Source organism: Bacillus sp. SD088 (genome assembly GCF_017355205.1).
Lineage (GTDB): Bacteria > Bacillota > Bacilli > Bacillales > Bacillaceae_C > Lederbergia.
Genome location: NZ_JADIJK010000018.1, coordinates 84,139 through 107,228 on the forward strand (window position 1 = coordinate 84,139; position 23,090 = coordinate 107,228).

Genomic DNA, 23,090 nt, shown 5'->3' on the forward strand with positions numbered 1-23,090 from the left:
AGGTTAGGAGGTTTTTTATGGTTGAGGCAATATTTTTTGATTTATATGAAACACTGATTACGGAATGGCAAAATAATCAGAGGAAAGCAACATACTCCAGTGTAGAGTTAGGAATAGATGCAAAATTTTTTAAAAAGGCATGGTCTGACAGAAGAGAAAAGAGAATGGATGGTACTTTCCCCGATCATCAAAGCTGCCTTAAGGATATATTGCAATCGCTCAACAAGCCAATAAATGAAAATGTAATTGAAGAAATTCACCAACGCCGATTAAAGGCAAAATTGGTTCCTTTTAAAGAAATAGACAGTGAAATACTGCAAATGCTGCAAATATTGAAAGACAGCAATATAAAAATTGGCTTAATTAGTAATTGTACTGCCGAGGAAGTCGCCGGATGGGAAACTTCTTCACTAGCCTATTTTTTTGATAATGTAGTTTTTTCATATAAGGTAAAACAAGCTAAACCGAATGCTGAAATATATTTGACGGCGTGTCAGCGGCTAAAGGTTTCCCCTGAGCACTCTCTTTTTATTGGTGATGGTGGCTCAAATGAATTATATGGTGCTGCAAAAGTTGGCTTAAAAGCTTATCAAGCAACATGGTTTCAACCAGATTTTATAAGCGAAAGAGTAACAGGCTTTCCTAAGTTAGACAATCCCATGCAAATAATAGAACTTATCGAAGAGTAAATCACTGATTTGATCTAACATTTAGATTACATCCTTTATACAAGACTCAAAGCAAAGTCTAGCGAAAATCATACCGAGATTTTCCTTATTTATTTCAGACATCTGTAGATGCGCGATCACAAAACATTTCCTTTCCCAAAAGACTATCGTATAATGTGTAAAGAATAATAGAATCCGGTTATTTTTTGAGAGTTTCTATAAATCTCTTTTTTTATGGTCAAAACTTAATAATGTTAGAGGAAAGGTGTTACTAATTTGAAACGTTTCGATAAAAATTCAAGAATTAAGTTGGCATTATTGCTTGGGTCGTTGGCAGCTTTAGGCCCCCTTACTATTGATATGTATTTGCCTTCATTTCCAACCATAACCCAAGATTTTCATACCAACGCTTCTCTTGTCCAGTTTAGCTTAACAGCTTGCTTACTTGGACTTGGATTTGGCCAAGTGATTATTGGACCGATGAGTGATGTTCAAGGAAGACGAAAACCATTATTACTATTTCTCTTCCTATACTTTGTCGCATCTATTTTCTGTGCTTTTGCTCCAAATATCTCAGTGTTTATCACTGCCCGCTTTACTCAAGGCTTCGCCGCTGCTGGCGGCATTGTTATTTCTCGTGCTATTGTGCGCGATTTATATCAAGGGCGGGAATTAACTAAGTTTTTTTCATTACTAATGCTCATTAACAATTTAGCGCCAATTCTAGCGCCAGTTGCAGGCAGTAGTATTTTATTGTTCACCAATTGGAAAGGCGTGTTTGTTACATTAGGTTTTGTCGGGATTCTTCTCGTCACGTTCGTCTCACTGAAATTAACTGAAAGCTTACCTGAGGAAAATAGAGTGCCTAGTAATATTGGGCAGACCTTTAGAAATTTCCTCTCTCTCATAATGGACCGAAAGTTTTTAGGATTTGCCCTTACGCAAGGGTTTATTTCAGCGGGTATTTTTGCCTATGTTTCCGGGACACCGTTTGTTTATCAAAATATTTATGGGGCCTCTCCACAATTATTTAGTGTACTCTTTGCGATGAATGGCATTGGAATTATGATTGGAACCCAAGTTGTCGGTCGTCTTGCTGATAAGGTGTCAGAAGAACGCTTTTTAAAAATTGGATTATCATTGGCAATGATTGCAAGTAGTGCGCTACTTTTAGCCGTATTTTTCAAAGGCCCGCTTGTCACAATCGTTATTCCAATTTTCTTTTTCGTCTCATCCATGGGGATCATTTCAACATCATCGTTTTCCTTGGCAATGGAAACACAAGGACATATTGCCGGAAGTGCTGCGGCTCTTTTAGGTTTACTTCCTTTTGTACTTGGCTCCGTTTCCGCTCCTCTTGTTGGGATTGCAGGAGAATATTCGGCTCAACCAATGGGTGTGCTTATTTTTTGTGCAGCCTTATTCGCCACCCTTTCATACTACGGATTAGCGAGCAAAACCCGGCCCCGCGTAAAAAATAAATATGCTTCATGAGAAATATATGGCGGCTTAAAGAACGTCATCTCTAGTGGGTCTCCAAAAGGCTTAAGATAGCAGCCTTTTGGAGGCCTTTTTCATCCGAGCACATCATTCCTTAGAGCCTTCATGGATTCAGATTGGATATCAAATCTCGTTCACAATGTGGGAATGGGCTTAAATCACACTCACGTAATAACAACTATTCAATAAAATATTGTAGGATCATACTTGCGAGGAGGTTTATGGAATGAACATGCCTGATGAAGCTGGCAATAGCACAAGACAAGAAGTCGTCGATCAATTATTAGGTTCCATTGCTCACGAAGAAATGGCATTAGCCAATCTTCTTAATGCTGGTGCATCGAAGCTACACGCCTTTATTGGTTCAGAATATAATTTCCCAACTCAACCATCTAACCAAGAAATTATGACAATGAATAAAGCCGCTCTCCATCTTTTAAGGTCAGCTGTGATGAAAGATTGGTTTTTATTAAACAAGCTAGAAGAGATCTTTGCATTTGATGAAAGACAAAATGCCTCTGACACCCCGAACCTATTTACTGAAGAGATGGTTGAAGAAGTAAATGAAGACACTGAGCCCGAAGTTGCTGAGGAGGAGAACGATGCACCCAATAGTCAAGGGGAATCCAATGAAGATAATTTAGGTGGGCAAGATGAACCCGAAGAATTCTTCAATGAATGAAGCTAGTGACTCTCTTCTCGTTTTGTGGGAAGCGATGATCACATATCATAAAGCTTTACTGTTTCTTTGGAGAGGCATGCATGCTAGTGGGCTCGACGAAAGATTATTGGTCCGATCCATTGCAGATTCATATGAATATATGCATGCATTTGTTCAATTTCTTATTCAGAGATATGAATTAACTGAACTTGCACAAACTCCGCTTCCCCTTCCTGTATTCATTGAAGAAACAGAAATATTGATCCATGAAATTTATTATTTTTCACATGAATGTATCGCCTCCCTTTATCATATAAGGAAGATTTCATGCTTACAAACGAATATTTTACATGATTTGTTATGGTTGCAATCTATAAGTCAGCAAAAAGAAACGGAAAACAATCCAAATACAAAATGGTTAACTTATGAAGTATTTAATCCTATTTCTACATTAAAGGAGGGCCAAAAATAACCTGGCCCCTTATACTTTAAGCTAGTTTATATTTTCCTTTTTTCCTCGTTAGTAGTTGACTGACCACCATAGCAGCAAAGACAAGGAGTCCTACACTATCGGTTACACCCTCTGGATAAACGAGCATCAGCCCTGCAACGATCGCAATAATGCGTTCAAACCAATATAATTTTCTATACCAAAATCCAATGATGCCAGCGCCAATCCCAATCATTCCTGTAATCGCTGTAATGAGGACCCAAATTAATTGGAGAATCGTTGTATCAATCATTAATAGCTCTGGAGATAGGACGAACATATATGGAATGATAAATGCTGCGATCGCAAGTTTAGCTGAGTTAACTCCAGTCCGAATCGGTTCTCCTCCCGATACGCCTGCGGCCGCAAAAGCTGCCAAAGCGACTGGTGGTGTGATATCTGCTACAATACCAAAATAAAAGACGAACAAATGGGCAGAAATTGCAATAGACACTGGCACTGCTGCTCCAGCCGGCATATCCATCATTAACAGAGTAACAATAGCTGGTGCCGCAATCGTTGATGTGATGACATAGTTTGCGGTAGTCGGTGACCCCATTCCTAAAACAATCGCTGTCAGCATCGTGAAAAATAAGGTTAATAATAATTGGCCATTTGCCAGATCGACAAGCCCGTTGGCTAATTTTAGCCCTAGTCCTGTTTTTGTTACTACCCCAACAATAATCCCTGCAGAGGCTGTGGCAGCAGCAACTGTTAAGGCAGTTCTTGCCCCATTTACCAAGGCTTCGATGATCTGCTTAATCCCAATTCTCGTTTCTTTTAAGAATAGACTGACTACAATAGTTGCCACAATCGACCAAAGAGCTGCTCTCATTACGCTCATTCCGCTCATTAGTAACACAATAACCATTAGAATCGGGATCAATAAATGGATTTTCTTCAAAACTTCTTTTTTGTTTGGAAGCTGTTCTTTTGATAAACCGACTAAGCCAACGCGTTTAGCCTCAAAATGGGTCATAATCCAAATTCCCGAGAAATATAAAATTGCTGGAATCACGGCTGCTTTCGCGATATCCCAGTAGCTCACCCCACCAATGAATTCAACCATTAAGAAGGCAGCCGCGCCCATAACAGGTGGCATAATTTGTCCTCCAGTTGAGGCTGCTGCTTCCACCGCTCCAGCAAATTCTTTTTTGTACCCAAGTTTTTTCATCATGGGGATGGTAAATGAACCAGATGTGACAACATTTGCCACAGAACTTCCACTAATCGTCCCTTGTAAAGCACTTGAAAAGATCGCTACTTTTGCAGGTCCCCCAACACGCTTCCCGGCAATTGTAAGAGCTAAGTCATTAAAATATTGTCCAACCCCTGTTTTGACTAAAAAAGCGCCAAACAGTAAAAATAAAAAAATAAAGGTAGCGGATACATATAATGGAGTACCTAAAATCCCTTCAGATGTAAAAAATAACGTGTTAATTAAATTTTCAAAATTAAGTCCTCGATGGGCCAAGAAACCTGGCATAGATTGTCCGAAATAGGCATAGACAATAAATAAAATCGCAATCACTGTAATGGGAATACCAACAGCACGGCGTGTTGCCTCCAAGGTTAATAGCACAGCAATTGTTCCAACCGTTAAATCTAAAGTTGTCAATGTGCCCACCCTATTGGCAATCGTATCTAACATTAGCGGATAATATATTCCAACGCCTACAGAAAGCAACGCCAAAATATAATCATACCAGGCAACGGAATTTTTCTTTTTTGATTTTTTCCGAGCGGGAAATAAAATATAAATAAGGGACAAAGCAAATCCAAGATGGGCAGATAATAAAATTTGCCTTGGTAAAGATTGCGTAATGGAAGCATATAGCTGAAAGATAGAAAAAGCTAATAAAGCTAAAAATACGATACTACCCAGAATTCCTTTTAAATGCCTTGTAGCAGATTCAGGATCATATTTCTCTAATATTTTTTGTTGCTCCTCTTGTGACAGTGTTTCATGTTGATCTGCCAACAATGTTCACTCCTCTCCATAACTCCCATAAAGCGAGACGCTTCTCTTTCAATAATATGAGTGATCCTGGTGAAATCACTTTAGCTAAGTCCAGCTCATGGTCATTGTAGATAATCCGATGCGTTCCCACTACTTGTGCTGTCTTCATATAGATAAACGGGAAGTCCCTTTTCATATTCAAAAGGCGATATTGTCCGTCTTCTATTTTAAAAGTCTCCCCTTTTTCGGCATTAGACGGCATCCCAATTGCTGTATCTTCGTATGTCAATTCAATTTGTCGTATCGTTCCATCCTCTAAGACGGTATAGGTCTCTTCAACATCAGAAAGGTGAATCGAGTGTGTATAACGAATGTGGAAGTTGTCTACGCTTCGATATAAAGGCAAATAGGCAAGTAATTCATTTGTTTTCCCTCCCTCAATCACTAACGCCTTTTGAAAGGGAATACAAATAAGCGCAGAGATCATTAACAGTGAAAATATAACTTTTATATATTTCAATAAAATCTCCTACATTTCTCAGACTCTATCATGAAATGGAAGGAATGAGGCTGGGACAAAAGTGTTTTAGCCGAACTACTATGGTGCATATACCCCGCTCCAGAAATATACTTCCCCTAAAGTAATGCATTGTTGGTCTTTGGAGCTTAACATTTTAGTTATGTCTCAGCCTCATTCCTCGGCTATTATTCTGCTTTCACACCTTTTTCATCAAAATATTTTTGCGCACCTGGATGAACGTCAATCCCCATTCCATTTAAAGCATTTTCTGCCTTAATTAGTTCACCTTTCGCATGGCCTATTTTGTCGGTGTTTTCAAAAATTGCCTTCGTTATTTCATAGACTAACTCCTCAGTTAAATCACTTCTTACAACAAGCATCGCTTGAACTGCTACTGTCTCCACTTCATGATCTGCACCATAAGTACCCTCTGGAATCGTTTCCTGCGCATAATAAGGGTATTTTTCAATGAGATCCTCGATCTTATCATTATCAAGCGGCACAATCACAACATCCTTTGTTGCTGCCAACCCTTCTACTGCTCCTGTTGGCGTTCCTGCTGTAATAAATGCTGCATCAATCGTACCATCCTGCAATCCAGTAGAAGAATCATCGAAGTCTAAATTACGAGCCTTCACATCATCCACTGTCATATCATACATTTCTAAAATTTGTTCAGCATTTGCACGTGTCCCTGAGCCTGCTTCTCCTACAGAAACCGTTTTCCCCTTTAGGTCAGCAACTGTTTCAATCCCTGATCCTTTCAGAGCTACGATCTGAATTGTTTCTGGATAAAGCGTACCAAGACCTTGCACATTATCAATTTTTTCTTCAAACATCATGGTACCTTCAGTGGCATATGTAGCGATATCTGTTTGGGTAAAAGCCACCTCTACATCCTCTTTTTGAATACTAGTCATATTTTCGGCTGAAGCGTTGGAAGTGATTGAGTTTGCTTCAATACCAGTGGCGTCACCTATTAAAGTGGCAAATGTTCCCCCAAGCGGATAATAAGTTCCCCCTGTTCCCCCAGATGCAAGTGTGAGAAAATCAATACCATAATCCTTCCCATCACCATTATCACCAGACTTATTTTCGTTATCGGCATTTTTATCCCCACCACATGCAGCCAAAAGCAGGGAAAGCATGGAGATAACTGCAATCAATAAAAATATTCTTTTTCTTTTCACTAATATTTTCCTCCTCTTCCATAATTTGGGACAAGAATAGTTTATCATATCTCCCTCATAAAAGCATACGCTTTCACTCTTACCTCCATACCCTTTATAAGCCAGTTAAAATACTTTTTCTTCACTTTATGATAAAATAAATTTTAAAAAGTAGGGTGATCATGATGACATTCCCAAGAGGAAAAATCTATGATGCAAATATTGAAAGTACTGTACTACAAGAAAATATCCCACTTCTTGTCTATTTACCAGCTTCTTTTTCGGAAAACGAAAAATACTCTTTGATTATTGTTCAAGATGGGAAAGATTATTTTCAATTAGGAAAGCTTACCCGTTATGCGGATGAATTGATTGATCAAGGAACTTTGGAGAAGACTATTATTGTGGCTACCCACTATAAAAGTGTACAAGATCGTCGCCATAAATATCACCCTTCAGGAGAAGAAAATCTAAAATTCATGGAATTCATAGCAGATGAATTAATTCCATGGATCGAACAGCACTATCCAACTTATTCCTTGAGAGAAAAACGCACCTTAATGGGAGATAGTCTTGCCGGAACCGTTTCGTTACGTTCTGCTCTTTATTACCCAGAGCTATTTAAAAACATTATTCTTCATTCTCCATATGTAAACGAGAAAATTCTTGATGAGGTTGAATCTGCCCCTTCTGTATTTAACTTTAATATTTATCATGTGGTTGGCAAGGAAGAATCAGTCGTAAAAGTTTCTAATAATCGTGATTTTCTTACACCAAATCGCGAGCTTCATCAACTTTTCATCGAAAAGGGCTATGACATTTTTTATGAAGAATTTAATGGTGGACATTCTTGGAAATATTGGCAACCTGAAGTTAAAAGGGCATTACAAACAATGTTTTCTTAAGCAACCTGTATAAGAATCTGTTATAGTTATGATATGAGATATTTATATAAGCAAAAAAGGAGGAAAAAAAATGAAGTATGGAATTGTTATCTTTCCATCAAAAAAATTACAAGATTTAGCCAATTCTTATCGCAAGCGTTATGATTCCCATTATGCCTTAATTCCTCCGCATTTAACATTAAAGGAAGGTTTTGAAACGGAGGAAAAGCCTGAAAAACTAACCGAAATGCTAGATAAAATTGCGCAAAAATATCAGCCTCTCCAATTAAAATTTCTTAAAGTTAGTTCATTTCAGCCTATAACCAATACTATCTATTTAAAAGTTAAAAAAACAGACGAATTGGATCGCCTCCATGAAGAACTATACAAAGAAATGCCAGGTGATCCACCTGAACATCCATTTGTTCCTCATGTCACGATTGGACAAAAACTATCGAATGACGAGCATTCTGACGTTTTCGGTGCACTGGGGATGCTTGGTGTGGATCATGAAGAAACAGTTGATCGAATCCATTTAGTTTATCAATTGGAAAATGGTTCATGGTCAACGTATGAAACTATCCGTTTAGGAAAGGATTAATAAAAATATTATGCAGACTATACAAACAACGACAGAACATCAACTGAATGATGCATTTTATATTAGAAAAAAGGTATTTGTTGAAGAACAAAAAGTACCCTTAGAATTAGAGATAGATGAATTTGAAAATGAATCCACTCATTTCGTATTGTATGATGAAAGTGTGCCAATTGGGGCTGGTAGATTTCGTATAGTAGAAGGTTTCGGTAAGGTTGAACGAATTTGCATCATGGCTGCCTATCGTCGAGCAGGAGCAGGAAAAATGATTATGGAAACAATTGAACAGTTTGCCAGGAAAAATAAAATTCAACAACTTAAGCTGCATGCACAAATCAGTGCGATCCCTTTTTATGAAAAACTTGGTTACACTGTATGTTCAGAGGAATTTATGGATGCAGGAATTCCGCATAAAACGATGATCAAACAACTGCATGAGGAAATTGTTTAGTGTTTTCTTTACATTAAAAATAAGAAAGGCATTTCAATGTCATATATATTCATTGAAATGCCTTCCTTTCGTTTTATAATCAAGTCCATCAAGACGAATAGGCTTTTCAGATAAAATTGTATTACCTTTCGACTTTTTTCTAACGATCTGTTGATTGTTGGACTGTTTATGATGTAAAATCCTTTGAAATGGAGTAAGTAATAACACTTTTTCAGTCGTGGAAATAGGCATTGGATCATGTTTCGTATGCGCTGTCAAAGTTCTTTTATGGTATTCTTGATACTGATAAAGCTGTACTGGTCCAATATATCCCATGAAGACACCTCCTGTGTACCGTTTATACGTTTATATATCTATACCCCAAAATCATATGTATGAAACATTTAAATAGTTAAGTAAAGTGACCGCCCCTTAAGGACGGCCATTTTGCTTTGATTTACCTTTTATTGTTTAACATTTTTGAAATAGCATTCATATCCAATTGGTTTCCATCTTGAATGATGGATTTGACCATTTTATCTTCCATTTCTTGAGAAACAGGCTTATTGGCAATTCGAGAAACCTTTTTAATAATTCCCCTTACCGTTCTCTCGTCTTTAAAGTTGGCATTTTGCAGTGAGTTGGCTAATTCTAAAACTTCATTCATATTGACGCCTGTTTTCTTTTCTACATTTTTAAAAAATTGATTTTCCATTTATTCCGCTCCCTTCCTTTCATACTTTATATGATATGAAGGAAAGTGAAATAAGTGTGGTTAAAATGAGCAATTGAACAGGAAAAGATAGGTTGCTTGATCGGCAACCCATCTTTCTGTATGCTAAACATCTTTAACAGAAGGCTGCACCAACAATTATAAGCAGGATAAACAAAACGACAATCAAGGCAAATCCTCCGCCGAAAAAGCCGCCACCACCTGCATAACCACCGTATCCACCACATCCACAATCTCCTGCACCGTATCCATATCCGTACATCTACGATCACCTCTCTTTTGTTGGTTCCCTATAGCTTATGTGGCTAGTGCCTGTTTTGTATGGGCGAACCTAAAAAAAGACGAATTTAATAAAAGCGCAAGCGCCTTGCTCAGCCCCGACAAGCAAATGTTCTGAGACAAGAAAAGTCCGGTTTTGACTTTTATTGGCTCAGGTTATTAAACGGAACATCGGCTAAGTTCGCGCCGTCCTGGCGGCAGACTCAAACAGCGACGTCCTGTCGCTTCGTCTGCACTAGTAGTACATCCTGCACGTCGCAACGCCGATGGACTCGTATCCTCCGAGCCTCGAGGGGCTAGGCGCTGGAGCTAGATCAAAACACTAGCCAAAATTTTATACTTTCTTCTCTTTCAAGAAAAGTATGGTGAATGAATACGCAAGATTATCGCATTTATCCTTTTGGTTTAAAAATAAGAGCACCTATAAATCCGAAGACAATAGCGGCTGAAATTCCGGAAGAAGTAACCTCAAACATACCTGTCATCACTCCAACCAATCCATGTTTGTCAGCTTCAGCCATTGCTCCTTGCACAAGGGAATTGCCAAAGCTTGTAATCGGTATGGTTGCCCCAGCTCCAGCAAAGTTAATCAATGGTTCATAAAGGCCTATCCCCGCAAAAATAGCTCCTAATACAACTAATAAACTCAGGGTATGTCCAGGGGTTAACTTAAATAGATCCATGATCAATTGCCCAAACATACAAATAAGACCACCAATTACAAATGACCAAAAAAACATAGCGAGCATTGCTTTACCTCCTCTTACTCGTACTCTAATGAAATCGCATGAGCAATACATGGGATCGTTTCTTTTTGTAAAACCGTTAATGGAGAAAGTAGTGCACCTGTTGCCACAACTAAAATCTTCTTATATTTTCCTTTTTTCATTTCATTTACTAAGTGTCCATACATAACCGCAGCAGAACAACCAGGACCACTTGCTCCTGCAAATACCTCTTGCTCATCAGTGTATAGAATTAATCCGCAATCCTGAAACTTATGTTCATCTAATGGTAAACCTTTTTGCTGAAACAGTTCTAAAGCTGTATTTCTTCCAACTTCGGCCAAATCTCCCGTAATCACCAAATCATAATAAGAGGGATCTCTTTTTAAATCAAAAAAATGTCGTTGGATAGTATCCACTGCTGCTGGTGCCATGGCTCCCCCCATGTTAAAGGGATCTGTTAACCCCATATCAATCACCTTTCCGATTGTTGCGGAGGTGATGCGAGGAGCTGGCCCATTCAGTTTGTCGGCTGTTCCGATAAGTCCAACCCCCGAGGCCGTGGCTGTCCATTGGGCTGTAGGCGGTTTCTGTCCGCCATATTCAGTGGGATAGCGAAATTGTTTTTCGGCTGAAGCATTATGACTGGCCGTTCCCGTCAAAATATGATTTGCTCCTCCACTATTAATTATTAAGGAGGCAAGCGCCAGCCCTTCTGTTGAAAGAGCACAAGCACCAAAAAGTCCCAAATAGGGGATTTGATTCGTTCTAGCTGCGAACGTTGTAGGAGTAATTTGATTGATTAGATCACCGGAGAGAAAGAATTGTATATCATCTTCTGTTAGTCCTTTTTTCCGGAGAGCAATTTCAACTGCATCTTCTAACAATACATTTTGCGCTTTTTCATAAGAATCCTTTCCCATTCGCAAGTCATCATGGAATTTATCAAAATCATTTGCCAAACGACATTCTTTTTCAAAGGGTCCTCCGACCACCCCAGTGGATAAAATAGTCGGTTTTTGTGGGAAAACCCATGACTGGGCTCCTTGAAGCATTAAAATCCCCCCCATTGTGTTAGAATCGTTTTAATAAGCGTGATAATAAAAGCTGAAAATACACCGAACAAAATGACGGAGCCAGCTAATTTAAACATATTCCCCCCCACTCCAACAACAAATCCCTCAGAGCGATGCTCAATAGCAGCTGAAATGACGGCATTTCCAAATCCTGTCACTGGTACACCACTTCCTGCTCCACTAAATTGACCTAGTCTGTCATAAACCCCAAAACCTGTCAAAAGCATAGCAATAAATACCATTGTCGCTACAGTTGGGTTACCTGCTGTTTGTTCTGTAAAATTAAAGAAATAAATGTAAAAATAAGTAATTGCTTGTCCGACCAAACAGAAGAGACCTCCGACCCAAAAAGCACGTAGACAATTTTGTACAATAGGACGCTTGAGTTCATGTTTTTTTTGTACCTGATCATATTGTATTTGTTCAGGTGTTTTTGTTTTGTTTTTACTAGCCATCTTATGTCATTTCCTTTTTTAATTTTATAATGTCTTTAAATTGTTTTTCCGCTTCATCCATACTCATATTATCTTCTTCCATTGCTTCTCTCAGGCGAATTGTTTCTAAAAATATTTTATAATCACTCGAAACAATAAAGCTTTTATCTGGATAGTCCTTCTCTAATCGATCCTTTAAATTTTTTTCGATTTTCTTCATGCTAAAACGATTAAGATGCCTAACCTTATAGGCGACAAGAATTTGCTTCTTTCCTTCAATAACTGCCACATCGTATATTTCATTTATTTTTTTTACGTCTTCTCTGACCTGATATGCAACAGACTTATTTTTTTCTTGATTACTTATTTCGATTGGTGCAGGTTGGGTTGTTTTCATTAATGACAGCCTTGCCTCTTCACCGTCTTTATTACCAGAACAACCACTTATCATCAAGCAAAAAACAGTCATTGCGAAGACCCATATCCTTTTCTTAAGCATCGGTACCTCCCGCGTTCATTCGACCTATAAGATATTTTTCTCCAGATTTCTAAAATTATGATCATATTTTAGATAAATTTCCTTCACTTAAAAAAAATGAAACCTAGTCCCCTTCCTTTAAAAGGTAAGAGACTAGGTTTTATCTGCTTTTCAGTAATTTCTTTTAGTTGGCTTTGATGGTCCACATCCACAACCTGTTCCTTTTTTACGGCCTTTCCCAACAGGATTCTTTCTTCTAGGTCTGCTATTCATCACAATCACATCCTGAGTAATTTTCTCTGCACTATACTTTATGTACTCAGTAAAAAATGTGTTTGCCCAATCGCCCTTATTCTTCAGAAATCTTTGATTGGATAATTGTTTCGATAATAGCAGCCAAACCAGCGATCGATAAAATATATACAAATGGTTCTGCCACAACCGGATAAAACCAGCAGATCAAGAAAATAAAGATGGAAATCCATATCCCCGTACACCAATAACAGCTGATAAGTTGACCAATCCAACCTCTAAGCCCCTTTTCTTTGGGGATTAGATAAATCTCTAGCTCGCCATTTTCATCAAGAGCTTCGTATTCCTGCATAAAAGGGCGTCTAATAAACTCCGTTATTTGATCATACACCAATAATCTCGTTAATCGAAAAACCGCTAAGCTTAATAAAATGAATGTAAACCAATTGATTGACATCAATATCACCCGCCTATTTTCTATCATCAAGGCATTTGTCCGTTACCCATTTGGCTAATGTCTAATATGTTATTAGTGAATATGGATCAATAGATGACAAGGAGGAATTTAATCCATGAGTTACGAAGAAATGGAATCAGTTGAGTCAGTTGGTACAAATCACTGTGGTGGTGGCTGTACTTCAGGATGTGTTTGTCAAGTTGTTCGAGCGATAAAAGATATTCAGGAAATGGCTGTTGAAGAAGAAGAATGCCCAAGTTGCCCAACGAATTGCTTTATTGAGCCACTAGGCGGCTCTCCTACTCGTTCCAATGTAGATACCAGAGTATTTACCCTTACAAATAAAAATGGAGAATTATTTAAAGCACTATTTAAAGGCCGTGGAGGCAACTGTGTATCGGTTTATTTCAGAGTTGAAGATATCTTTGATAACTGCTGTGCCACATTGCGCGTATTGGTTCCTTTAAATAAAGAAGGAGAACCAGTAAAAATAACTCACCACGGGGACATTAATTATGAAGCCCTTTGTGCCGTACGCAGATGGGGAAAAAGCAGCAGCTGTATAACCGTTGATCTACACTGCTTCTGTGCAGTACAATGTATTGCTGATGTTGATTTACAACTATGTGATTAATATCGAAAGTGGAGGGTTCACCCCCCTCCTCTTTTAATTAACAACGCCTTGGCGAATTACGCCCAAAAGTTGGGCATCCGCCTTCATTCTGCTGATTTGAATCGCAGGTTGCATTCAGAGGCTGGGACAAAAGTATTTTCACTAAAGAAAAAACCAAATAAGTAGGGTACATATACTCCCGCTCCGGAAATATACTTCGCTAAGATAATACATTATTCGTCCTTGGAGCTTAATTTTTTATTACGTTCCAGCCTCTTTCTCCTGAAGAAAGTTAAAAAATAATCCGAATCGCTTGTAGTTCTTCCCTAGCAACTGTACGAACTTCACCACTAAATGTTTTCACCCGAATATTATCCCCTTCGATACTTTCCAATATGCCGCGTACTCTGTCGCCTTCCTTGATGAATTCACATGGGAATGGAGGTTGAGTCCGAGGAATCTGTGTTAAGTATTGTAGTTTTTCAGATATCGACATTTCTCTAAAAGCTTTAACAGGTGTAAGATTCCAATTACTTTTTCCAACATTAGACTGTTTTCGAAAATAATCAACTGCCGACATAGGCTTTTCCGGTTGATCATCATTTTTTTCTGTAAAGGATTCGTGTTCCTCGAAATCTGTTTGCACTTGAAAAGGAACACTACTTTTTAGCTTTTTTGGCGGTGAGGGCTTATTTTCAGTTTTATTGGCTGTATTTGAATTGGAAGAATAAGATTGTTGCATTGAGAATTCTGGTTTTACAAAATCAGGCTGATGAATATATAGCAAAGGATTTTTCCCTTTCTGTTTCTCTTCCATTAAGGTACACCTCCGTATTTCATACTTCGTTTTATATGTATGCGAAGAAATGGGCAAGGTGAACTTAAACGAAAAAAAACTGCCACCGGATAGGTGACAGCTGAAAAAAAATTATAATGCAACAATATGGAATCCAGAATCAACATGAAGATTTTCCCCAGTAATGCCTCGAGAAAGATTACTAAATAGGAATAATGCTGTATCTCCCACCTCTTCAGGAGTTGTTGTTCTTTTAAGAGGTGCTTTTTCCTCGATATCTTTTAAAACACTGTTAAAATCACTAATTCCCTTTGCAGAAAGTGTACGAATCGGTCCAGCTGAAATGGAATTTACACGAATGCCGTATTGTCCAAGATCATTCGCTAAATAGCGGACACTTGCATCTAATGAAGCTTTTGCCACTCCCATAACATTGTAATTTGGTACAACACGTTCTCCACCTAGATATGTCATTGTGACCATGCTTCCACCTTCTGGCATCATCTCTAGCTCCTGTACAGCTTTTGCTACTGCGGTCAAGGAATAAGAACTAATATTATGAGCTAAAAGAAAGCCATCTCTCGTGACATTTAAGTAGTCTCCATCAAGCTCTTCCTTATTCGCAAAAGCAATGGCGTGGGCAATTCCATGAATGGGCCCAACTACTTCTTTAATCTTACTAAAGCATTGGCGAATCTCTTCGTCATTTGTAATATCACAAGGAAGAACAAGTGATTCATTTCCCTCTAGTGAATCCGCTAATGCACGAACATTTTTTTCCAATCTCTCTCCAGCGTATGTAAATACTAATCGTGCCCCTGCATTGTGGAGTGAACGAGCGATTCCCCATGCGATGCTACGTTTATTCGCTACACCCATTACAACAAAAGTTTTTCCTTGAACAGATAGATTCAAATTTAATCCCTCCAATAATCATTTTTCGGACTTATCTCTACTAATAGGACAATTCAAAAGTAATACGTGATATTAGTACCTAGTAATAACTATATCATACACGACTATTTTTAAGAAGAGGCTGGGATAAAAATGTATTCACCACAGAAAAAACCGAACTACTAGGGTGCATATACCTCCGCTCTGGAAATATACTTCGCTAAGGTAATGCATTGTTCGTCTAGAGAGCTTAACATTTTAGTTTTTCCCAGCCTCTACTTATTTAGAACTGTAATTCACGCATCAGGTCATCTACGAATTCTTTCGTACCAGTAACAACTAGTCGATCTTCTATTTTTAATCTTGTGTCACCATGTGGAACCAATGATTCATTATCACGGAAAACTCTGACAACAATGATATCACCCGCAAACGGAAATTCACGTAGTTTCATATTATGATAGTTCGGATTGCGCATTTCAATTTCATAAAGGGCGGTTTCTTGATTCGTAAAGATATCGGCAATATTTGGTGATTCAATCAGCGCCGTGATAAAAGTTTTTGTTGATAGCAATGTAGAAAATACTTCAATTTCATGTTCTTTTAAAGAGCTCGTTAAATCTGGACTTTCAATTCGAACAATCACTCTCTCAACACCAAGTTCCTTAGCATGAACAGCAAGTGTAGCATTCAATTCTTCATCACCGGTAGATATAAACAAAATATCTGTTTCAAAAACGCCAGCATTTTCTAATTCATCTTCATGATAATTTGGAAGCTCCGTAATGTTAAAGACCGTATCCGAAATATGAGAATCGGGTTTCTCCATCTTCTTATGAAAAACTGTCGTCTCAAACAAGTCCTTATCCAATTCTTTCGATGCAGGAAGCGTAATTTGATTGGCCCCAATAAACGTAACTTCTTGCTTCGGTTCAACGCTATTTTCTTTCGGAAACCATTTTTTGAAGAAAATAGGTGTCACAATACAGCTAATGACAGCAACAAGAATAAATGTACCACTCATTTCAGCTGTAATGACTTCCATGCGCTCCGCTATTTTAGCTGCCGCAATCACCAATGATAATGTTGAAGTAAGTAAAAAGGAGGAAGCCAAGACTGTTTTTGTATCATACCACTTTTTTAAAATAAATACTGGAAAAACCTTTGAAATGAATAATCCAATTAATAGCAATGGAATCAATAATAATATTTCTTTATTACTGAGTAATGACCATAAATCTAGATCAACCCCAACCATGACAAAGAAAATAGGGATTAAAAATCCATAGCCAAAAGAATCGAGTTGTCGAACCATTTCTGGTTTAGGATTTAACAATGAGACAAGCGTTCCTGCCAAGAAGGCACCTAATATATTTTCTGCACCTAGTGATTCGGATAAAGCAACTAATACGATAATTAATGTAAATATCGCGCGCGTTCCTATTTGTACAGTCCCGGTTGACAATCGTTCGATAAAGGAACGATTTTTAAAACGTCTGCCAACAAAGTATAGAATAATTCCTGCTACAAATAAAATGAGTAATAACCACATATTTCCTTGATTATCACCGGATAAGGAAACAAATACCGCTAATAGAATCATCGTCACAAGGTCAGCAATCACAGCAATTAAAAGGATAATTTGCCCAATTCCTGTCTTCATAATATTTGCTTCCTTTAGAGTTGGCACCACAACCCCTAAAGATATAGTAGAGATGATTAATGTCATTAAGAACACATTATCAATAAGTCCCATCCAGACAAATAAATAAGATAAACCAACAGATACAATGAAAATCCCCAAAAATATCACAATGGAAACAGTCAAACGATTGGGCTCCGTTTTTCCATTAGACAGTTTAATTTTCTTGTTTGACATTTTGAATGCTGAAAAATCTATTTCTAATCCACTCAAGAACATCAGAAAAATAAACCCAAGTGTAGAAAGAATATCGAGCCATGAGCCACCACGAATTAAATCAAAACCGCTTTTTCCAATAATTAATCCCATAATAATTTCTGCAATGACAATAGGCATAAATGAAATTCGAAAACGATCAAGAACAAGCGGCGTCAGAAAAGCAAAAATTAATACAATTACCAATGATAGTAATGATTCGTCCATAAAAAATTCTCCCATCTTAAATTACGAATTAAGAGGTCATCATCTTACTAATTAAATGCGTGTTCAAAAAGGAGGATAAATAGGACCAAGGCGGCACAGTTAGTGACGGACTTGTACAGGATGTACTGACTTCTGCATTGCCCACAGGACTTGGATGGTTTTAGCAGAAAAAGCATCCTTGAATCCGCATCGCACGAAGGAAAAGTGGTTTACTTTTCCGAGGAGCACAGAAACAAGCCAACGAACCTCCATAGGATGTGGTGACTTCGATGTTCGATACGGAACGTGTCGGTACTTAGTCGAAGATCCTTTATCTCAAAATGTCATTTTTACCGAGGCCTGCAGGACGCAGGTCACAAAGGCGTTGCGACGTACAGGACGTACTAGTGCGGGCGAAACGACAGGATGTCGTGCTTTGAGCCTGCCGACAGGATGTCGCGAATTTAGCCTTTGTTCCTTACTTTTTGAACATCCTCTTTAATGAATAAGATAACTCATAAGCATTGTCGCTAATCCAAAATAAATCAATATGGATGTGATATCATTCATGGTTGTAATAAATGGACCTGAAGCAACGGCTGGATCAATTTTTAATTTATGCATGATTAGAGGAACAAGCGATCCTCCTATCGTTGCAACTAAAAGAGAAGCAAGAATGGAAAAACCAACTAAAAGTCCTAAAACTAGATCATGCTTCCATACAAAAATCACTAAAGAAACCAAAATGCCACAAAGCGCTCCTGTTACGATCCCTGTTCCAGCTTCTCTCAAAATGATTTTTAACTTCCCAGCATCCTCCATCTCGCCTGTAGCAATCCCGCGAACGGCCACTGCCAAGGATTGTGTTCCCGCATTTCCTGCCATTCCAGCAATAAGTGGGATAAACACCGCGACAATCGGGACTTGGCTCAAAGTATCTTCAAAGCGACCAATTAAACTTGCAGTAAACATCCCTAAGAAAAGCAAAATAACCAGCCAGGGCAAGCGTTTTTTCGCTGCTGTAAAAGGACTTTTATCCATTTTATCAAGATCAGATATACCTGCGAGCTTAGAGTAATCATCGGAGGCCTCTTCATCAATAACATCAATGATATCATCGACCGTAATGATTCCTAATAGATGGTTTTGAAAATCAACAACTGGTAGTGCTAATAAATCATAATCTCGCATTTGCCTGGCAGCTTCTTCTTGGTCAGCCCCGACCGAGATGGATACCACTCGATCAGACATAATCTCTGAAATCATCGTGTCATCATCCGATATAATTAAGTCTCGTAATGACAAAACTCCGGCTAAACGTAAATCTTCATCAATGACAAAAACATAATAAATGGTTTCCGCTGTAGGAGCTTGCTTCTTGAGAATGTACATGGCTGATCGTACCGTTTGATTCTGTGATATGGCCACATACTCGGTGGTCATAATACTTCCGGCCGTATATTCCTCATAGTGGAGCAACCCTTTAATTTCTTGGGCATCCTTTTTATCCATAAGGGTCAGGTAACTGGCCGTTTGATCTTTCCCTAATGTATTTAATACATCCACAGCATTATCGGCGTACATATTTGCAAGCACTTCGGCTGCATATTTCGGCTCCATTTCAGCCAAAATATCCTTATAGTCATTGTCATCTATCTCAAGCATCTCAAAAAAGTCAGCAACTTCTTTTGGAGATAAGTAATAATACATTTTTAATCTAGTCTCTTTATCAATTTTGAAAAAGAATTGGGCCTGATCATATGGGTGAAGATTTAAAAATTCTTCTCGAAAGGATTCGAGATTGCCTTCAGCCGCTGTCTGGATCAGTAGCTCTTCATTTATATTTTCTTGTGTATCGTTTTCCAAGACGACCCACCCCTTCCAAATTGGTCCTCATTATCCTAACAAATCTTGATCCGTTTGTCGTCAATAATTGACTTTTTTTCAATATTTATTTCTTTACCTTATCCGGCCAGTTGCTGAAAGCCTCAATATCATGCTAAAAAGTTGGGCTATGTTAAAATAATGGAAATGAAAATTTTGTCCTTAATGTAAAAGCTATATTTTATGGTGAAATGAGTGTGAAAAGATGAAAATAGATATAATTGGCGATATCCATGGTTGTTTTCAAGAGTTTAAAGAACTTACCCAAAAACTTGGATATTCTTGGGAGACAAGCCTGCCTATACATCCACAGAAAAGAAAATTAGGTTTTATTGGAGATATTACAGATCGAGGTCCCGATTCCATTAAGATGATTGAACAAACATGGACACTTTGGAAATACCACGGGGCTTATTATGTGCCTGGCAATCACTGTAATAAGCTATATCGTTATTTTCTTGGGAGGAATGTCCAAATTAAACATGGCTTAGAAACGACAGTGGCAGAACTTGAAAGACTATCTGTTAAAAAATTTAACCATCTTAAAAAGATGTTTATAGATCTTTATGAACACTCTCCCCTTTATCATGAGCTGGATGATGGTCAATTAATTATGGCTCACGCTGGAATAAGAGAGGATTATATTGGCAAACAGAATAAACGTGTACAATCATTTGTTTTATATGGGGATGTAACCGGAGAGACATTGCCAGATGGAAGGCCAATAAGACGAGATTGGGCCAAACAATATAAAGGGAAGGCACTTATTGTTTACGGGCATACACCAGTGAAACAACCACGTCAATTCGGAAAAACATTTAATATCGATACCGGAGCTGTTTTTGGGGGGGAATTAACAGCTTTGCGGTATCCTGAAATGAATCTCGTCTCTGTCCCATCATCCTTGCCATATATACAGGAAAAATTCGCTCGTTTTTAAATGAGAAAAGAACGAATCTTAAATGAATGCACACGCTTGATATTCTAGTATTCTAGAAACATCATACTTTGCCCAAAACCTAACTTTTTAAAATAACTTCATTATACGTTAGTCATATGTACCATTGAAATCAATAATAGATTACAAAACAGCCTTATCATCAGTCGATGATGAGTCATTCATTTTCGGGATACGATATTGTAAGTATTGACAGTATCCCGATAAATAATGTTCCACATCGTCAATTCTCACTCGAAAAGAGTGATGACGAATAAAGAAAGCACCTACTATCAAACCAGGATTTTTAGTATACATCGCTAATTCAGGATAGAAAAAACCAACCCGCTGATATTCAGCACGTTTATCAATCGTTTTCTCTAATAATGGTTCATCTATATACTGCAAAAGATACTCTCTGTTTAGTTTTTTTATTTGATCAATCATTTTATAAGCAGCCATTGTTAATTCTAAGAATGTTGGATAGGTTGTTTCACGATGATAAATAAAAGAGAGTCGATCATTGCAGTTTTTCAAACCAAAAATAAAATATCGATCTTCTGGTGCATACAAGATTAATTCATTGGTAGCATAACTTAACCAGTGGTCATGATACTTCCAATAATCATGAGCAACGAAATAATCAAATGTCTGTTTTACCTCGTATAACCAAAGATTTTTCTTATCCACTTTATATAAACGCAATAACGACAGGATGGCTTCCCCTTCATAATAAATAATTCGATGAATATCTTTAATTTCAAATGATGGATAGCTTAAAACATGAATAAATCCTCCACTTGGAGTTTTCATCTTTAAAATGCCTCTAGCTAGCGCTTGAGCAATGTCCAAATATTTATGTGAATTTGTTACCTCCATATATTTTGTCATGGCTAATATCGCTGTTGCATTTGAGCCTAATTTAATTTCTTGATGATTGGCATAATCTACTACATAAGCAATTTCCTCAGAATGCTGCTCTTGATAGACGATCGCCTCTCGAATTAAATAATCCATCCCTTTTTCAACCGCATGAATAATTTGTTCGTCTTTTAAAACCTCATACCCTTCCAACATTGAGTACAAAGAACTTGAATGTCGTAATATATTATAGGTTCCAATTCGTTTACCGAAGGCAGCAAAATAACCATAATGAAATTGTCCTGATTCTTGAATTTGATTCATTAAAAAATAGGTTGATTTTTTTATTAGCTCCACTGTTGCTTCCAGTATATGATTAATTTTTCTAATGCCATTTGTCAATTCTCCAGTATATAGTTCTAGAAGTTGAGGGTTTTCCACCTCTTTAAAAACACTCACTGTATTAAATGTATAAACCGGCTGATGGTAATATCGCTTTTTGGTAAAAACAGACCGATTTTTAAAATTCCTTTTCACATACTGGTTAATATTCTCTTCATCTAATTGAAGAGGTTCACCTCTTTTATTTTTTATCATAGCATTCCCATTTATTTCTTGTTCCAAAAAAGCTAGGTGAAAATCGGAATCAAAAGCAATTCCTGACCGAAAATAATTTTTTCTCGTTTTAGATATGTTTAATTCTAATTCTTCAAAAGAATGCGCTACTATTTTATTCACAACATCCATTTTTATCCAGTAGGGATCAACATGAGCTTTTTGTACCAACTGAATCACCTTTTGACGTAGCTGAGAAACTCCCTTAGCGAAGTCGCTTGTTACTACTTTAAAAACACGAGCACGAATATGAGGATTACCAATGGAAAGAAATAAAATATATCGTGATTTATCATTAATATCTATCTTAGCTATTTTCCCATCTTTGATCTTTTCGATAAAATACCTTTCAAAATCATTCATAGCCTGATTTACGTAACTTAATGGAGTTATTGTTTTCAAAATATGCCCTCCTACAAAATGATAGAAAATAAAATATATAATATAAATGTCATTGCCACCTATCATCTATCTACTTTTCATCTATTCCCCATTTCTTCTATTTTTCTATTAACTTCTTGACGTCCTTGCTTGATAATTTCATATGAAGAAATCAGTCTATATTTCAATAGAAATATAGACTGATTAGCATTATTATTTCACTAAAATATTACTTTGCTTGCTTACGCTTTTTACGTGTAAACAATCCTAGTAGGCCAGCCATTACTGCCGCCAACCCACCTATAAGGCCATTGAATGTATTCGTGGCGGTATTCGGAAGTTTATATCCATCATCACTGTTTCCGTAGTAATTTCCGCTACCACTACCAATTCCACCTACATTATTTCCACCTGTGCTGTTTCCACCTTGGCCATTGTTAGTTCCTCCATTGTTAGAGGAATTCCCATTTCCATTTCCATCTCCGTCGCCGTCTCCATCACCGTCTCCGTCACCATCTCCATCACCGTCGCCGTCTCCATCTCCATCAGCATCGGCATCGGCATCGGCGTCGGCATCAGCATCAGCATCAGCATCGGCGTCGGCATCGGCGTCGGCATCAGCATCAGCATCGGCGTCGGCGTCGGCATCGGCGTCAGCATCGGCGTCGGCATCAGCGTCGGCATCGGCATC

The 23,090-nt window shown here is 37.9% G+C and carries 26 protein-coding genes; 9 read left to right on the plus strand and 17 right to left on the minus strand.

The annotated features are described in order from the left end of the window. Positions 1-17 precede the first annotated feature (17 nt). From IPU53_RS16170 to IPU53_RS16185, 4 genes are all read left to right on the plus strand, one after another. Entirely contained in the window at positions 18-689 is a 672-nt protein-coding gene (locus IPU53_RS16170) for an HAD family hydrolase (protein WP_207452053.1), read from the plus strand. A gap of 255 nt (positions 690-944) precedes the next feature. Next, a complete protein-coding gene (locus IPU53_RS16175) occupies positions 945-2,162 on the plus strand; it encodes a Bcr/CflA family multidrug efflux MFS transporter (RefSeq protein WP_207452054.1) in 1,218 nt (405 codons plus the stop codon). A gap of 232 nt (positions 2,163-2,394) precedes the next feature. Beyond that, positions 2,395-2,850, plus strand: a complete 456-nt coding sequence (locus IPU53_RS16180; RefSeq protein ID WP_207452055.1) for a hypothetical protein — start codon at positions 2,395-2,397, stop codon at positions 2,848-2,850. Further along, entirely contained in the window at positions 2,822-3,301 is a 480-nt protein-coding gene (locus tag IPU53_RS16185) for a hypothetical protein (protein ID WP_207452056.1), read from the plus strand. Before IPU53_RS16180 ends, IPU53_RS16185 begins: the two co-directional genes overlap by 29 nt. A gap of 16 nt (positions 3,302-3,317) precedes the next feature. On the opposite strand, the gene IPU53_RS16190 is transcribed toward IPU53_RS16185, so the two are convergent. The 3 genes from IPU53_RS16190 to IPU53_RS16200 all read right to left on the minus strand — a co-directional run bounded on the left by IPU53_RS16190 (position 3,318) and on the right by IPU53_RS16200 (position 6,989). Further along, positions 3,318-5,300, minus strand: coding sequence for a TRAP transporter permease (locus IPU53_RS16190; RefSeq protein ID WP_207452057.1), 1,983 nt, complete (start codon positions 5,298-5,300; stop codon positions 3,318-3,320). Next, on the minus strand, positions 5,284-5,799 hold the full coding sequence (locus IPU53_RS16195; RefSeq protein WP_207452058.1) for a DUF1850 domain-containing protein: 516 nt from the start codon (positions 5,797-5,799) through the stop codon (positions 5,284-5,286). The genes IPU53_RS16190 and IPU53_RS16195 overlap by 17 nt, the downstream gene beginning before the upstream one ends. Before the next feature lie 185 nt (positions 5,800-5,984). Then, entirely contained in the window at positions 5,985-6,989 is a 1,005-nt protein-coding gene (locus IPU53_RS16200) for a TAXI family TRAP transporter solute-binding subunit (protein ID WP_207452059.1), read from the minus strand. Between the two features lie 161 nt (positions 6,990-7,150). On the opposite strand from IPU53_RS16200, the gene IPU53_RS16205 reads away from it, so the two are divergent. The 3 genes from IPU53_RS16205 (at position 7,151) to IPU53_RS16215 (ending at position 8,901) form a co-directional block, all read left to right on the plus strand. Further along, entirely contained in the window at positions 7,151-7,873 is a 723-nt protein-coding gene (locus IPU53_RS16205; protein ID WP_313886507.1) for an alpha/beta hydrolase, read from the plus strand. Between the two features lie 70 nt (positions 7,874-7,943). Further along, positions 7,944-8,453: a YjcG family protein gene (locus IPU53_RS16210; protein ID WP_207452060.1), complete on the plus strand. Its 510-nt coding sequence runs from the start codon at positions 7,944-7,946 to the stop codon at positions 8,451-8,453. Between the two features lie 10 nt (positions 8,454-8,463). Beyond that, positions 8,464-8,901, plus strand: a complete 438-nt coding sequence (locus IPU53_RS16215) for a GNAT family N-acetyltransferase (protein ID WP_207452061.1) — start codon at positions 8,464-8,466, stop codon at positions 8,899-8,901. A gap of 39 nt (positions 8,902-8,940) precedes the next feature. Here IPU53_RS16215 and IPU53_RS16220 read toward each other — a convergent pair whose 3' ends face one another. The 8 genes from IPU53_RS16220 to IPU53_RS16255 form a co-directional block, all read right to left on the minus strand. Further along, on the minus strand, positions 8,941-9,216 hold the full coding sequence (locus tag IPU53_RS16220) for a hypothetical protein (protein ID WP_207452062.1): 276 nt from the start codon (positions 9,214-9,216) through the stop codon (positions 8,941-8,943). 121 nt (positions 9,217-9,337) lie between these two features. Further along, positions 9,338-9,595, minus strand: coding sequence for a stage VI sporulation protein F (locus IPU53_RS16225; RefSeq protein ID WP_207452063.1), 258 nt, complete (start codon positions 9,593-9,595; stop codon positions 9,338-9,340). A 133-nt stretch (positions 9,596-9,728) separates the two neighbouring features. Beyond that, a complete protein-coding gene (locus tag IPU53_RS16230) occupies positions 9,729-9,875 on the minus strand; it encodes a YjcZ family sporulation protein (protein WP_207452064.1) in 147 nt (48 codons plus the stop codon). A gap of 409 nt (positions 9,876-10,284) precedes the next feature. Continuing rightward, positions 10,285-10,641, minus strand: a complete 357-nt coding sequence (spoVAE, locus tag IPU53_RS16235) for a stage V sporulation protein AE (RefSeq protein WP_207452065.1) — start codon at positions 10,639-10,641, stop codon at positions 10,285-10,287. A gap of 14 nt (positions 10,642-10,655) precedes the next feature. Continuing rightward, entirely contained in the window at positions 10,656-11,672 is a 1,017-nt protein-coding gene (gene spoVAD / locus IPU53_RS16240; RefSeq protein WP_207452066.1) for a stage V sporulation protein AD, read from the minus strand. Continuing rightward, a complete protein-coding gene (gene spoVAC / locus IPU53_RS16245; RefSeq protein WP_207452067.1) occupies positions 11,672-12,148 on the minus strand; it encodes a stage V sporulation protein AC in 477 nt (158 codons plus the stop codon). The genes spoVAD and spoVAC overlap by 1 nt, the downstream gene beginning before the upstream one ends. A 1-nt stretch (position 12,149) precedes the next feature. Beyond that, complete coding sequence (locus IPU53_RS16250) at positions 12,150-12,626, minus strand: YhcN/YlaJ family sporulation lipoprotein (RefSeq protein ID WP_207452068.1); 477 nt, start codon at positions 12,624-12,626, stop codon at positions 12,150-12,152. A 328-nt stretch (positions 12,627-12,954) separates the two neighbouring features. Further along, complete coding sequence (locus tag IPU53_RS16255) at positions 12,955-13,314, minus strand: DUF1360 domain-containing protein (RefSeq protein ID WP_207452084.1); 360 nt, start codon at positions 13,312-13,314, stop codon at positions 12,955-12,957. A gap of 115 nt (positions 13,315-13,429) precedes the next feature. Here IPU53_RS16255 and IPU53_RS16260 point away from each other — a divergent pair, with 115 nt between their 5' ends. Next, positions 13,430-13,948, plus strand: coding sequence for a CotY/CotZ family spore coat protein (locus IPU53_RS16260; RefSeq protein WP_396019956.1), 519 nt, complete (start codon positions 13,430-13,432; stop codon positions 13,946-13,948). 271 nt (positions 13,949-14,219) lie between these two features. Here IPU53_RS16260 and IPU53_RS16265 read toward each other — a convergent pair whose 3' ends face one another. The 4 genes from IPU53_RS16265 to mgtE all read right to left on the minus strand — a co-directional run bounded on the left by IPU53_RS16265 (position 14,220) and on the right by mgtE (position 19,587). Beyond that, positions 14,220-14,744, minus strand: coding sequence for a CotO family spore coat protein (locus IPU53_RS16265; protein ID WP_207452069.1), 525 nt, complete (start codon positions 14,742-14,744; stop codon positions 14,220-14,222). A gap of 111 nt (positions 14,745-14,855) precedes the next feature. Beyond that, positions 14,856-15,638: an enoyl-ACP reductase FabI gene (fabI, locus tag IPU53_RS16270; RefSeq protein WP_207452070.1), complete on the minus strand. Its 783-nt coding sequence runs from the start codon at positions 15,636-15,638 to the stop codon at positions 14,856-14,858. Between the two features lie 262 nt (positions 15,639-15,900). Beyond that, positions 15,901-17,742, minus strand: a complete 1,842-nt coding sequence (locus IPU53_RS16275; RefSeq protein WP_207452071.1) for a monovalent cation:proton antiporter family protein — start codon at positions 17,740-17,742, stop codon at positions 15,901-15,903. Positions 17,743-18,219: 477 nt separating this feature from the next. Then, entirely contained in the window at positions 18,220-19,587 is a 1,368-nt protein-coding gene (mgtE, locus tag IPU53_RS16280; RefSeq protein WP_207452072.1) for a magnesium transporter, read from the minus strand. Positions 19,588-19,810: 223 nt separating this feature from the next. Between mgtE and prpE the strand changes: the two genes are divergently transcribed. After that, entirely contained in the window at positions 19,811-20,545 is a 735-nt protein-coding gene (gene prpE / locus IPU53_RS16285) for a bis(5'-nucleosyl)-tetraphosphatase PrpE (RefSeq protein WP_207452073.1), read from the plus strand. Between the two features lie 141 nt (positions 20,546-20,686). On the opposite strand, the gene IPU53_RS16290 is transcribed toward prpE, so the two are convergent. Next, a complete protein-coding gene (locus IPU53_RS16290) occupies positions 20,687-22,420 on the minus strand; it encodes a hypothetical protein (RefSeq protein WP_207452074.1) in 1,734 nt (577 codons plus the stop codon). Between the two features lie 208 nt (positions 22,421-22,628). Next, the coding region (locus IPU53_RS16295) for an LPXTG cell wall anchor domain-containing protein (protein WP_207452075.1) at positions 22,629-23,090 on the minus strand (462 nt) is incomplete at its 5' end.